This window comes from Frankia sp. CcI49 (assembly GCF_001983215.1).
Lineage (GTDB): Bacteria > Actinomycetota > Actinomycetes > Frankiales > Frankiaceae > Parafrankia > Parafrankia irregularis.
This window is the reverse complement of the sequence record NZ_MOWP01000015.1, coordinates 196,155-209,961: the sequence shown is the minus strand read 5'-3', so window position 1 is coordinate 209,961 and position 13,807 is coordinate 196,155. Positions and strand designations below refer to the sequence as shown.

Genomic DNA, 13,807 nt, shown 5'->3' with positions numbered 1-13,807 from the left:
GGCGGGCGCCGACGCGTCTACCGCAGGGCCTCCAATGACCGCAGCTGTGCGGTGGCGCCCGACTCCGCGGCATGTTCGAGCAGCTCGTCGAAGGTGGGAACCAGTACCTCCAGCAGGTTCGCCACGGCGGCGACCGAGTCGTCGAACTCCGTGCGGGTGATCCCGTACCGGCGGGCGATCGCCAGGGCACGGCGGCGCACCGCGTCAGCCCGCGTCTGCTCGTCGTCGCACCACAGCTGCAGGAAACGGGTGTCCTTCACCTGGAAGGAGCCGAGCCGGTGCAGAGGCTGCAGGGGCGGCCGGCCGAACATGTGGGCTGGGAGCGTCGCCCGCCAGACGCCGTTCGGCAGTTCGGCCAGTACGCCCTGCCCCAGACCGTGGGCCCGTAGCCATTCCACCCAGGTCTGGCGTGCGTCGACGCCACTCTCGCCCAGGAGGGTGTGCACGACCTGGGGCGTCTGGCCACACAGCTCCTCGACGAACCGGTCGCGCTCCTGGGCCGCCTGGGTGAAGGCCAGCACCGCGCCACCTTCCACGAGGACGAGGTGGGCCGGCAGCCAGGCCGCCGCGGCGCCGACCGGATGCAGGTTCCGCAACCTGCTCGGCACGTTGAACCGCTCCCGGTCCRGCCGTGACCCCAACGCCCACACCGCGTCGAACTCGAACGGGCGTACGGAGGTCAGCGGCCTGAACCAGGCACGCCGGTCTCCCGCCTTCGGTTCCGCGTCCGTGACGACGCGCACCGCCGAGTCGTAGTGGACCCGCGGGAACGGGCGATGGGTGAAGGCGTCGAACATCAGCAGCTGACGGCTCTCCTTCAGGACGTAGCGCACCCCGTCCCGGACCGAGGCGCTGCCCAGCTCCGTGGGCCGCAGAACACCCGGCTCCGGGCCGTCCGCCACGAGATGGCCGATGTGAACGAGATGTTCGACCCCTCGGGTCACGAGCGACCGGGACAGCCCGAAGAAACGGGCAAGCTCGTCCGTCGTGCGCAGCAGGCCGTCGACGATGCCTCGCAGCAGAAAGTGGTCGACGACGTCGAAGGGCTGGCTGTCCTCGAAGGTCGCCTGTGCCTCGACCTGCCACAGCGGCCAGCGCACCGAGAAGACACGCAGCGGGCGGATCTCCGGCATCGCCATGACCAGCTCGAGGGCCCGGTAGTCGGGGAACACCAGCCACTCACCGGCTCCGCCCAGGCCGGCTCCGCCCAGGCCGGCTCCACCCAGGCCGGCTCGGCCCGCGCCGGGGGTGCGGGCGCCGGGTGTGCGGGCCGACGCACCGGTGGACGGGCGGCTCACCGCGTGCGCCCGGCGGCGTCATGCAGCCACATCTCGATCTCCCGGGAACCACGCAGGTCGCCCACCCTCGACAGGGTGACCCGCAGCTCGCCGATGAGGGCACGGAAGCCATCGTCCTGAGATCTCCCGAGGGTTTCGAGATCGCCGACGAGCACGAGCTGCCTGCGAGTACGGGTCATCGCGACGTTGAGGCGGCGTAGCTCGCTGAGGAATCCGACCGTGCCGTTGCGGTTGCTTCGCGTGAAGCCATAGATGATCAGGTCGCGTTCGTTGCCCTGGAAGGCGTCCACCGTGCCGATGTTGTCCTCGACGCTCACGGGGCCACCCAGCCGGCGGACGAGCGTCTGCCGCAGGAGCTGGACCTGCTCCCGATAGGGGACGATCACCGCCCAGTCACGATGGTGGCCGCCGTAGCTGGCGAGCAGCGCCGCGATGAGGTCCGCCTCCAGCCGGTTGCTGATTCCCCCGTTCGCGCCGGCACGGCTTTCGGCGCGCCGTGCCGGCGGCTGATCGGAGGTGTCGACGAACGCCAGCGGGCTGGTGAACAGCGGGTCGGGCCCGGAGCCGGGATGGACCGTGGCGAGCACCCCGCCGTAGAAGGCGTTCGAGATGAACGTCGCGACCGTTTCGGGCATTCGGCGCTGCGTCGTCAACGTCACCCCGTGTTCCGCCCCGATCCGCTCGAAGAGCCGCTCGAACTCGCTGCGCCCGACGATGTCCCGGGTCTCGGCCACGGCCGAGGCGGAGATCTCCGTTCCCGGGACGAGCTCCCGCGACCACTGGGCGACGTCGTTGTCCAGATAGGGCGGCAGCTGTTTGTGATCGCCGACGAGCACCGCGCGGCGGGCCCGGACGAGCGGCACCAGCAGGTCGGGCAGGGCGATCTGGCCCGCCTCGTCGACGATGGCGAGATCGAAGTCCAGCCCACTGAGCAGCTTCTTCGTCGAGACCCCGATACAGGTCGCGGCGATGACATCGGCGTAGCCGACCAGTTCGTGCTTGAGCTCCTCGTCCGCGCTGGGGATCCGGCCACGCCAGTCGTCCAGCAGGGACGCACGGGTGCGGGCGAGACCGACCGCGTCGAGCAGCTTCCGCTCCCGCTGCTCCCACCCCGCGACGTCGTCGGTCTCACCGTCCGGACGGGTGAGGCCGCACCCGGCCAGCTCAAGCTCGGCGTACAGCGGCTCCGCGGTCCGCGCGGTGTGGGTGAGCGCCCGTTCACGGCGGCCCCACGCGTGCTCCCGTTCCGCCAGGAGCCGCCCGCCGACGCTGTCCTGGGTCACGAGCAGTGCGACCTGTTCCAGCAGGCCGCCATGCCACGCCCGAGCCGTGGCGAGTTCCTGCTCCGCGGCGTCGACCCGGTCGGCGGCAGCCCGCACCGCCCGGTCGCGCCGGTCGAGGCCGCGACGCCGGATCCCCGCCCACCATCTGGGCACGCGCCGAGCCGCTGCCTTCTCGTACCGGTCCCGGGCCCGGGCGTGACGATCCCGCTGCCGCTCCGTCGCCACGTCCAGCCGATCGATCTCGGCCTGGGCCTGGGCGATCTCCGGTTCGAGCGGCGCCCGAAGCCGCCGGGTGATGTCGTCCAGCTCGGCGTCCCGGGCCCGGACGTCCCGGTCTGCCTGCCGCGCCTCGGCGAGGTGCGCGCCCAGCAGCCCAAGCCGGGCTCCGGCGTCGTCCTGGGTGGCGCCGACGTCGGCGAACGGTGCCAGGGCCGACGTGATCGGCTCGGTGTTGCGCAGGACGTCATCCTTGAGCGCCTCCACCTGGACCTCGGCGGTGAGTTCGCGCGCCGGCCCGGTCAGCGCCTCCGGGTTGCCGACGCGAACGCACCGCAGCTGGCCGGCCAGGCCCCGCAGGACGTTGTCCACGGCCCGGTTGCTCTGTGACGTGACCAGGACACGGCGGGCCCGGCCCTCGCCCGCCCGGCCGGCCGCCGCCTCGGCGATGGCCATCTCGGTGATCGTCCAGGTCTTCCCGGTTCCCGGGGGCCCCAGCACGAGCAGCAGATCGGGCTCGCCCCGTGCACGCTGGAACGCGTCAAGCTGGCTGCGCTCCAGGTCACGGCCCGGGACCGCCGACCGGTCCGGCGGGGCGGAGCGCTGGATGCGGTGCTCGGCCAGCGTCGCCAGCAGACGGGGGCTGACCGCCTCGCCGTCGCGCAGGGCCGCCACCGCCCCCAGCTGAGCCCGGTAGACGACGTCGCTCGGCAGCACCGTCAGCGCACCCTGTGCCGGGATGCGGGCGAAGTCCGAAACATCGTCGAACCGGATCGTCATGTCCAGGTTCTCGCTCCGCAGAACCACACCGCGCAGGCCTCGGTCACCGTTGACCTGAACCTGCGTCCCTTCGGTGATCTGACATCTCTCGACCAGCCGGAACTCGTAGACCCCGCGGGCGGAGAAGCGCTGTTCCCGGGTCGCCCGGCGGGCGCGGTAGAGAACCGGCGTGACGGCGAGCCGGTCCCGTTCGAGATCCCTGGTCCGCAGGACTATGCGTTCGACCGTGTCGAGGTATTCCTGGTGCCGCCCGGGTATCCGGCCGGCCGGCGGGCCGGACGCCCGAAGCGTCGTCCAGGCATCGGCCAGCACCCCGATATGGCTGCTGCTGCCCGCCGGGATGTTCCTGACCTGTGAATGAACGGTCCATCGCGGGCAGCGGACACTCAGGAAACCCTGGGCGAGGCTTCGGTGGTCCTGGAACGACCACCGGCCGACATGATTCAGAAAATAACCGTCGTTGCGGTTCGTGGGGCGCAGCAGAGCGATATGGGTATCGGTGTACAGCCGCAGCGTGGCTGCGGCCTGCCCGGTTTTCGCGTCCAACCGGGCAGGTACGCCGGAGGACATTCTTCGGAGCTGGTCGACGAAACCCTCCGGATCGAGGTCGTCATCGCCCCGGACCCGCGCGCTCGCCATCTTCTCGACCATTCGCGCGCTCGGCACGATGGCGATCCCTCCGGGCAGGGTGACCGCACCGGTCGCCATCAGCGCCCGACCCGGCCGAGGTGGTCGGAACCGGCCCGCAACGCCGTGACGAACGGGCCCGGAAGAGCGGGCCGCCGGCCCGGATCCGGATCCAGCGCCGCGCTCAGGAGCTCCTCCAGGTCGTCCGGCAGGTCGAGACCGAAGGCGCGCAACGGCAGCGGACTCCCGAGAGCCGGAGGTCGTCCGGTCAGGCAGTGGTACGTCATGGCGGCGAGGCGACAGGCGTCGGTGCGGAAACCGACCTCGGCTCCGTGGAGCCCGAGCCGCTCCTGCTCTGGCGAACGGTACTCGGCAGGGCCCTCATCCGGCTGGCGCGCGACGGCGGCCAGTCCGAGGTCACGCAGCGCGGCGCCACCCCCGGGGCCGGGGAGCACCACCGCGTCCGGAGTGAGCGCGCGGTGGCTGTGCCCCGTGTCGTGCAGCCTGGTCAGGACGTCCGCCGCCGCCGCGGCGACAGCGAGAAGCGCGGCGGCGGTCACCCGGTCCAGCGGCCGCGCTCGGGCCGGAGCCACCGGGCCGAACACGTCCCGCCAGGTCCGGCCAGCCGGCCGAGCCGAGACGACCGCGGCCTCGCCTGGACCCACCCGGCCCGCGGCCTTCCGCGGCAGGCCGTTACGGCCGCCGATCCGGTCGAGCAGGCGCAGCTGGGTCTCGATCGCCGCGGCCTGCTCGTCCGCCTGCGGATCGTGCCGGCGGATCAGCACCTGACGGAACCAGGCCGGGCCGGGCCGTGCGGACATCACCATCGCCGCGCCTGTTCGCAGCACCCAGCCGTCGCCCCGCGACTCCTGCGGGTCGCCCTGGAGAAGGCAGTCGCATCCGGCGATCCGAGCTGTCTCGCCGGCGCGTGGGCGCCGGTCGGCCGAGAAGGGGCCCGTCGCGAGCGGGGCTTCCGGCGCGTCGCAAGCCCCGCGGCCGGAAGCCGGGATGCCTTCTCCTGCCTCCGCGCCCGGAGGCGATGTGCGTGACCTGGTGTGCGCCGGGTAGTACGCCGCGAGCACCGCTCCCGCCGCGGGCTGGGCGAGCCTGCTCCGCAGACCGGTCTCGTCCCAGATATCGATCCTGGTCGACGTCTCGGCCTCCTGCGCGCGGCGCCATCCATCCCACCACAGCGTAGTCGGATGATCCATGGAGCTGGGGACGCACAGTATCCACTCGTCGATCACATAGCCGTGCGCGCGAGCATTTTTCTGCGCGGAAGCAAATGATTCCCTGATCTGGTCGCGATGCGACCGCACCACCTGCGGCATGAAGTATTTGGACTGCCAGACGATGATCCGGCCGTCGAGCCGGCCGTGGAAGACGTCGATGCCGCCGTCCCCCGGGTTGGCACTCACCTGCCGGGCACCGGGGTAAAAGACGTCCACCAGCTGGGCGACCATCTGCTCGAAGTCAGCCCGGGCGCCCGCCGCGCTGCCGGTGTTCAGCTCATGCGCACGAAAGTTGACCACAAGGTTCTCACGCGGTCCCGACACGCCGGTCGCTCCTCCTCGGGCCAGGGAGCAGGATGCCGCGATAAATCGTACACATCATCCCCCTGGCGGGAATCAACCACGCGCCAGCGCACCGTTCGGGCTGCCCAGTCCGGAGGCGCCCGCGTTCCCCTTTGCGACCAGGCGCGCTGAAAGAGATGCCAGTGGCTCAGCCTGACGTGTGCCTGGGGCCACAAAGGCACGTGCGACACGGAAACCGCCGCCCGCCCTGCTCCGACCACACGCGGCCCTCGTCACCCGCCCGGATGGCTGCTGTCCTTCCGCCCGGCCTCCGGTTGGTCATACGCTGAACGGCGTGAGCGTCGTGAAGATCAATGCCATCGAGATTCCCGAGGGCGCCGGCCCCGAGCTGGAGAAGCGGTTCGCCAACCGGCTGCACGCCGTGGACGGCCAGCCCGGCTTCGAGTCGTTCGAGCTGCTGCGCCCGGTGGCCGGCGACAACCGGTACTTCGTCGTGACGCACTGGGACAGCGAGGAGTCCTTCCAGGCGTGGCTCAAGGGCCCGGCCATGGAGGCACACGCCGGAGAGCGTGCCCGTCCCGTGGCCTCCGGCGCGTCCCTGCTGGAGTTCGAGGTCGTCCATCGTTCGGTCGCGGGCGGCTCCTGACCGCTCTGACCGCCACCAGCCCGGCCAGCCACCAGCCCGGCCAGCCCGACCAGCCCGCCGCCAGCTGGCCGGCCGGGGCCACGCCGGGTGGGAACGCACGTCCGGTCGGCGGGTCGCCGCGCCGCGCGGGGCGCGGCGACCCGCCGTCGGATCAGGCGGGCACCGCCGCCACGGCCTTCCTGATCAGGTCGGCCACCTCGGCCGGATGCGAGAACATCACCAGGTGCGAGGAGTCGGCCTCGATCGTGTCGGCTCCCGCCCGCTGGTAACCGAAACGCTGTACCTCCGGGTTGATGGTGTGGTCCGCGGTGGCGACGAGCCCCCACGCCGGGGTGGTCTGCCAACCGGCCGCGGGCGCCTTCTCTCCGAAGGCCGCCGCGGACAGCGGCCGCTGCGTGACGGCGAGCACCGCGGCGGCGGCCGGGTCGACGTCGTGCGCGAAGACCGCCGGGAACCGCTCGACGTCGACCGTCAGATCGACACCGCCTGGGAACGGTGTGGCGATCAGTGCCGGGCCCAGGTCGGAGTCGGGGAACCGGCCCTGGAGCTCGCCGAGGTCCTCACCCTCCGCGGGAACGAAACCAGCGAGATAGACCAGCGCCTGAACGTTCGGGGCCGCCCCGGCCACGGTGGCCACCGCGCAGCCGTACGAGTGGCCGACGAGGACCACGGGGCCGTCGATCGCCGCGAGGACCGACCCGACGTACTCGGCGTCACCGACCAGCGAGCGGTTCGRCACTGCCGGTGCCACCACACGCAGGCCGTCGGCGAGCAGCTCGGGAATCACCCGGGCGAAGCTGGACGCGTCGGCGAACGCACCGTGGACGAGGACGACAGTGGGCTGCGGCATGCTCTTCGGGCTCCCCTGATCGGTGGTGTGAGGGCCGAGTACACCACCGGTTAGTTGACGATGTGTGTAGTACCACTGTTTCCGCGACCGGGCCTCGCGCCGCACGCCAGGCGCCGCCGCCGCGGTCCGCTCTCCGTGGCCACCGCACGCTCCCCGGTTCGGAATCCGCCGGATCGGTCGCCGGCGGCATGTGAGCCTTTTCCCCTCTCACCGGCCACGGCCAGGGATCCGTGAGTCCGCGTCGGCGACGGAAAAGACCTCATCCACTGGACGTCCACTTCCCGTCAAGAGCGGGTCCCTAATGTGGCCCGAAGCAAGCGGGCGCACCCGGGTGGTGGTTCGTTGCCGCGGATCCATCCTGCCAACGGCTCCGCGGCGGCCGGAGTCGGCCGACGGCCAATAGTCAGTGGCCGAACGGCGCACCAGGGAGGACCGGGCGAGGGTTTTCGCGCTCCGCAATCGCGGTCACGAGCCACAAACGACAGGTAGCCGGCCATCGGCCATGGGCTATGTGCCATGCGGAATGCCCGAGGGAGCAGTGATGTTCGAGCGGCTGGGGCGGACGGTGTTCCGTCGCCGGTGGTGGGTGCTCGGCCTGGCCGGGGCATTCTTCGTGTTCGGCGGTGTCTGGGGCACCCAGGTGTTCGGCGAGCTGACCACGAGCGGCTTCGACGACCCGGCCAGTGAGAGCTCCCGGGCCGTCGAACGCGCCGAGGCCGCACTCGGGCGGACCGGCAACGACCTCGTCGTGCTCTACCGCAGCACGAGCATGACGGTCGACGACCCGGCGTACCAGCAGGCCGTGACCGAGAAGCTGGACGCGCTCCCCCGTGACGCCGTCACCAGGACGATCACCTACTGGGGCGTGCACAGCCCGGCTCTGGTCAGCCACGACCGGCGGGCGACCTACGCGGTCCTGACGCTGGCCGGCGACGAGCAGCAGCGCATCGACCGGCTGGAGGAGATCGAGGACGACCTGGCCGCGCCCGGCCTGCAGACCCAGCTCGGCGGGATCACGGCGGTCAACCGCGACATCGGGGAGCGGGTGGCGGCGGACATCGCCCGGGCCGAGATGCTCTCCATTCCGGTGCTCCTCGTGCTGATGGTGGTCGTCTTCGGCGGTGCCGTCGCGGCGGGCCTGCCGCTCGTGATCGGCGGCCTGGCCATTCTCGGGGCGTTCACCGCACTGCGCGGGCTGAGCCATCTGACCGAGGTCTCGGTCTTCTCCGTGAACCTGGTGACGATTCTCGGGCTGGGTCTGGCGATCGACTACGGCCTTTTCATGGTCAGCCGGTTCCGGGAGGAGATCGCCCGTGGGCTGAATGTCGAGGACGCGGTCGTCCGTACTGTGGCCACCGCCGGCCACACTGTCGCGGTCTCCGGCGTCACCGTCGCGGTGTCGCTGGCCGGGCTGCTGATCTTCCCGATGTCGTTCCTGCGCTCGATGGGGTTCGGCGGCCTGGCCGCCGTCGTGGTCGCGATGCTGGGGGCACTGACCGTGCTGCCGGCGCTGCTCGGCGTCCTCGGCTCCCGGGTGGACGCGCTCGCCGTGCTGCGCAGACGGCGCCCGGCACGCTCGTCTCCCACGGAGGGCCCGTCTCCGGAGGGCCCGTCCCACGCCGCGGGGCCGACTTCCGCGGTGGGCGAGGTCGAGCACGGGTTCTGGTATCGGCTCGCGCACAGCATCATGCGCCGGCCGGTTCTGTACGCGGTCGGCGTGCTCGCGGTCCTGCTGCTGGCCGGCTCGCCGTTCCTGCGGGTCGAGTTCGGCGGCATCGACCCGCGGGTGCTCCCGGCGGGCACCGAAAGCCGGGTGGTCTCCGAGACGTCCGACCGGGAGTTCGTCCAGAACAGCCAGCTGCCGATCGAGGCGATCGTGACGTCCCCCGACCAGGCCGCGCTGGAGCGCTACGTCGCCACGGTCAGCGACGTCGACGGGGTCACCGCGGCCGCGGTCACCGCGACGTCCGGTGAAGTCGCCCGGGTCACCGTGAACTACGCGGGTGACCCGATCTCCGCGCAGGCCCGGGACCTGGTGAGCCGCATCCGGGACGTCCCGGTGCCGCCCGGTGGCTCGGTGCTGGTGGGCGGTTTCACGGCGGAGCTGGCCGACCAGCTGCACACGACCGGGCACCTGCTGCCGTGGATGGCACTGATCATCGTCGGCGCGACGTTCGTCCTGCTGTTCCTCGCGTTCGGCTCGGTCGTTCTGCCGATCAAGGCGATCGTGATGAACGTCCTGTCGCTCGGCGCCTCGTTCGGCGCGCTGGTGCTGATCTTCCAGGACGGCCATCTGTCGGGCCTGCTGGACTTCACCTCCACCGGGACGCTCGAGGCCACCCAGCCGATTCTCGTGCTGGCCATCGTGTTCGGGCTGTCGACGGACTACGAGGTGTTCCTGATGTCCCGGATCCGCGAGGCATATGACCGCACCGGTGACAACACGACCGCGGTCGCGATCGGGCTGCAGCGCAGCGGGCGGATCATCACCAGTGCCGCGATCCTCATCCTGGTCGTGATCGGACTGTTCTCGATCTCCGGCATCACGTTCATCAAGCTGATCGGCGTGGCGATGATCATCGCCATCGTGGTGGACGCGACGATCGTCCGGGCACTGCTCGTACCGGCCACCATGCGCCTGCTCGGCAACACGAACTGGTGGGCACCGGCGCCGCTGCGGCGTTTCTACGCCCGGCACGGCCTCCATGAAGCGTCGGACAGCCAGCCCCCGCTACCTGAGCCGCATCCCGCGCCGGCCAGCCCGCAATCCGACGCCGTGGCGTAATTGCCCGGACCTCGTCCGCAAAATATTAGGATTTCATGGAGGACGCCGGTCGCGGCGTTCATCCCTTCGGGAATGGGAACTCCGCGTGGCAGTACGGCCGTCCTCCGGTGGGCAGCTGTGTCTTCAGATCCTCGGCCCGCTGCGGATCTGGCGCGGTGGCGTCGAGCTGGACGCCGGCCCCCGGCAGCAGGCGTACCTGCTCGCGCTGCTCCTCGTCCGCGCCGGCCGGCCGATCAGCACCAGTGAGCTGATCGACCTGATCTGGGGCGACGACATCCCGGCCTCGGCCGTGAACATCCTCCAGAAGTACGTCGGTACGCTGCGGCGCCTGCTGGAACCCGCGCTGCCCACCCGCGGAGCCGGGTCGTACCTGCTGCGCCACGGTGGCGGCTACCTGTTCGCGGCCGGCCCCGGCATCCTGGACGCCGCCGCGTTCCGGGAGCTCGTCGAGACGGCGCGGGCAGGCCTCGCCCAGCAGCACCACGACGTGGCGCTCGACCGCTACCTGGAGGCGCTGGCGCTCTGGCACGGCCCCGCGGGTGGCGGGCTGGCGCACGGTTCGGGCGCCATGCCCGTGTTCGCGGCGCTGGACGGCGAGTTCTTCGACGCGTGCGTGGCGGCGGCCGAGCTCGCGGTGGCCCGCGACCAGCCCGCGCGGGTCCTGCCGCCGCTGCGGCTGGCGGCGGGGATGGCGCCACTGCACGAACCCGTCCAGGCGAGTCTCATCCGTGCGCTGGCTGCCGCCGGCCAGCAGGCGGCGGCACTGTCCGTGTTCGAGACGGTCCGGTCCCGGCTCGCCGAGGATCTCGGCATCGATCCGGGACCGGCCTTGCGGGCCGCGCAGCTGGAGGTCCTGGGCCAGCCGCTGCCGGTCGCCGCCGCCACCAGCGCAGGCACCGCCACCAGCGCAGGCACCGCCACCAGCGCAGGCACCGCCACCAGCGCAGGCACCGCAAGCGGCGCAGGCACCGACGGTCCCGCGGGGGCAGCGGGGCCGGGGGCGGGCCGAGCGGCGGCAGCACATCCATCGGCAGCGGATGCGGCACCGACGGCACCGACGGCACCGCAAGCGGCGACGGATTCGGCGACGCCGGCATCGGCCGAGCCGCCCGCACTGGTCGGCCGCACCGTGCCGGCATTCGTCGAGCAGCCACGGCCGGCTGTCATCGGAGCACCCGGGACGCCGTCCTCCGACAGCCTGATCGGTCGCGCCGAGGAACTCACGGTGCTGCGCCACGCGGTCGACTCGGCGTTCACCGGGGACGCGGGGCTCGTCCTCGTCGAAGGTGAGCCGGGCGCGGGCAAGACCTGTCTGCTGGAGCACGGCAGCTCCGAGGCGAGTCGGCGTGGTGCGCTCGTCGTCTGGGGCCGCTGCCTCGAAGGCGACGGGACGCCCTCCATGTGGCCGTGGGTACAGGCGGTCGGCACACTGCTCGGCGAGCTGCCCCCCACGGCGCGGGACGAATGGCTGGCGAGCGAGCTGGGCCGTCTGGTGGAACGCCGCAGTGCCAGCCCCGCGGTGCCGCTCCCACCGGACGCACCGTACTCACCTGATGCACCGTTCGCACCGGATGCAACGTTCCCACCTGATGCGCCGACCATGTCGGACACCGTGGTGCTGCCCAACAGCGGCGCCCAGTTCCGGCTGTTCGAGCGAGCTGTCGCGCTCGTCAGCCAGGCCGCGGCGCGGCGGCCGGTGGTGATCGTCGTCGACGACCTGCAGTGGGCCGACCTCGCCTCGCTTCAGATGTTCAGCCACCTCGCCGCCCGGATGCCGCACGGCAGCGCGATCCTGGGGGCGCTGCGGGACCGCGCGCCCGTACCCGGCTCCGAGCTGGCCCGGTTGCTGGCCGCGGCCAGCCGACTCCCCCAGCACCGCCGCATCCGCCTCGGCCCGTTCAATCCGGCCGAGGTCGCCGAGCTCGTCCGGATCGAGACCGGCCAGACCCCGGGCACCGATGTCACCCACAGCATCCACACCCGTACCGCGGGCAACCCGTTCTTCGTCCGGGAACTGTCCCGGCTGCTCGCCGACGGCGGGGATCTCACCGAGGAGGCCGCGGCCCGGGCCGCCGTGCCGTCCAGTGTCCGCGACATCGTCCGTGACCGGATGGCCGGCCTCGACACCGACACCCGGGACCTGCTGCAGCTCGCCGCGCTGATCGGGCGGGACGTCGACCTCGGCCTGCTCACCCGCGCGGCCGACCTCGACGTCCAGACCTGCATCGACCGGCTCGAACCCCTGGAGGCACTCGGCCTGCTCGAACACCAGCCCGCGGACCCGTTCTCGTACCGCTTCGCCCACGACCTGGTCCGCGAGTCGGTCGTCCGGACGACGACCCCGCCGCGCGCCACCCGGCTGCACCTGCGCATCGCCGACGCGCTGGAATGCTCCGGCGCGGACAGCGAGTCCATCGCCGAACGGCTCGCCCATCACCTGTGGGCCGCCGGCCCGCTCGCCGACCCGGCGCGTACCGCCGACGCGCTGGAACGCGCCGGCCGACGCGCCGCGGCCAAGTCCGCGTTCGACGCCGCGGCGCGACAGCTGGTGTCAGCCGCCCGGGTGGCGCGGACGGCGAGTCTGGCGGAGCTGGAACTGTCCGCGCTGTCGCAGCTCACCGCGGCGGTGGGGATGCAGTCCGGGTACGTCGGCTCCGCGGCGGACCTGCTGGAGCGCGCCGAGTACCTGGCACGCCTGCTCGGCCGGGAGCGGGAGGCGGCCGACTTCCTCTTCTCCCGATGGGCCGCGAACTCGCAGGGCATCCAGCTCGACCGCGGCGGCCGGCTGGCCCGCCAGCTGCTCGAGGAGGGCGAGATGTCCGCCGACCCCGTGATCCGCGCCTACGGTCGGCACGCGTGGGGCATCCACCAGTGGGACGTGGGCAACATCGGCGAGGCGGTGCGGTACCTGGGCCAGTCCAGCTCGACCAGGTCCGACGGCGCCGCTACTGACGGTGCCGCTGCCGACGGTGCGGCCGCCGACGGTGCGGCCGCCGACGGTGCGGCCGCCGGTTGCGCCGCCGCCGACGGCGCCGCTTCGCCCCAGCGCGAGGAGGATCCGCTCCGGCACGACCTGCAGCTGCTCTCGCCGGTGATGTTCGCGCTGAACACCGCGCTGCACGGGGACGTCGAGCAGGCACGGCACCTGTTCGACAGACTGGAGTCCGCCGCGGGCGACGACCCCTACGCGATCACGGTCTGGGCCGCCTTCGCCGTCACCGCGGCGGCACTTGCCGGCGACCCGCCCTGGGCACTGCGCGCGGCGGAGCGGGGAATCGCGGTGGACCCGGAGTTCTCCTACCTCTTCCTCGGCAGCTACCAGCGGCTGGCTCGCTGCTGGGCGCGGGCCGTGACCGGCCATGACCCGGTCAGCGCGGCGAGCGAGGCACGCGAGGCTCAGCGGATCATCGACGCGGCGCTGCTCGACCCTCCGCGCTCGGGCCTGGCCACCTGGTACGGGCTGCTCGCCGAGATGTGGCTGGCGGCCGGGCTGCTGGCCGAGACCACCACCGCCCTCGACCGGGCCGAGCAGGTTCTCGACGCCTACGGCCAGCGCTACCCCGAGAGCCTGATCCTGCTGGTGCGAGCACAGCTGATGCAGGCATGCGACGAGCCCGCGGCCGACGTCCGGGCCATCGCCGAGCGTGCTCGCGCGCTGGCCATCGAACGCGAGGCCCACCTGTTCGCCCGCCGCGCCGACGAACTGCTCGCCGGCCTGCCGCGGACGCCAGCCGGAACCTGATCGACACCGCGGACCCCAGGTCCTACTCGGCAGCGGCGGCAGCCT

At 72.2% G+C, this 13,807-nt stretch carries 7 protein-coding genes; 3 read left to right on the top strand and 4 right to left on the bottom strand.

Going from position 1 to position 13,807, the window contains the following annotated elements; translation table 11 throughout:
- Nucleotides 1-17 precede the first annotated feature (17 nt).
- From CcI49_RS14255 to CcI49_RS14245, 3 genes are read right to left on the bottom strand one after another with little or no spacing between them, the layout of a single operon-like run.
- Complete coding sequence (locus tag CcI49_RS14255) at nucleotides 18-1,298, bottom strand: hypothetical protein (RefSeq protein ID WP_083749507.1); 1,281 nt, start codon at nucleotides 1,296-1,298, stop codon at nucleotides 18-20.
- On the bottom strand, nucleotides 1,295-4,285 hold the full coding sequence (locus CcI49_RS14250; protein ID WP_083749506.1) for an AAA domain-containing protein: 2,991 nt from the start codon (nucleotides 4,283-4,285) through the stop codon (nucleotides 1,295-1,297). The genes CcI49_RS14255 and CcI49_RS14250 overlap by 4 nt, the downstream gene beginning before the upstream one ends.
- Nucleotides 4,285-5,760 carry a serine/threonine protein kinase gene (locus CcI49_RS14245; RefSeq protein WP_076827068.1) on the bottom strand — a complete coding sequence of 492 codons (1,476 nt, stop codon included), beginning with the start codon at nucleotides 5,758-5,760 and terminating at the stop codon, nucleotides 4,285-4,287. The genes CcI49_RS14250 and CcI49_RS14245 overlap by 1 nt, the downstream gene beginning before the upstream one ends.
- Nucleotides 5,761-6,073: 313 nt before the next feature.
- Between CcI49_RS14245 and CcI49_RS14240 the strand changes: the two genes are divergently transcribed.
- Nucleotides 6,074-6,385: an antibiotic biosynthesis monooxygenase gene (locus CcI49_RS14240; RefSeq protein ID WP_198955531.1), complete on the top strand. Its 312-nt coding sequence runs from the start codon at nucleotides 6,074-6,076 to the stop codon at nucleotides 6,383-6,385.
- Between the two features lie 151 nt (nucleotides 6,386-6,536).
- On the opposite strand, the gene CcI49_RS14235 is transcribed toward CcI49_RS14240, so the two are convergent.
- Nucleotides 6,537-7,235 (bottom strand): alpha/beta hydrolase, encoded by a 699-nt coding sequence (locus tag CcI49_RS14235; RefSeq protein ID WP_076827066.1) that lies wholly within the window; start codon nucleotides 7,233-7,235, stop codon nucleotides 6,537-6,539.
- A 541-nt stretch (nucleotides 7,236-7,776) separates the two neighbouring features.
- Here CcI49_RS14235 and CcI49_RS14230 point away from each other — a divergent pair.
- A complete protein-coding gene (locus CcI49_RS14230) occupies nucleotides 7,777-10,020 on the top strand; it encodes an MMPL family transporter (protein WP_076827356.1) in 2,244 nt (747 codons plus the stop codon).
- A gap of 85 nt (nucleotides 10,021-10,105) precedes the next feature.
- Entirely contained in the window at nucleotides 10,106-13,762 is a 3,657-nt protein-coding gene (locus tag CcI49_RS14225) for a BTAD domain-containing putative transcriptional regulator (protein ID WP_076827064.1), read from the top strand.
- Nucleotides 13,763-13,807: the final 45 nt, after the last annotated feature.

Bases quoted from the DNA above. Each gene is read 5' to 3' on its own strand.
- CcI49_RS14230 (WP_076827356.1), top strand. From the start codon at position 7,777: ATGTTCGAGCGGCTGGGGCGGACGGTGTTCCGTCGCCGGTGGTGGGTG.
- CcI49_RS14250 (WP_083749506.1), bottom strand. From the start codon at position 4,285: ATGGCGACCGGTGCGGTCACCCTGCCCGGAGGGATCGCCATCGTGCCG.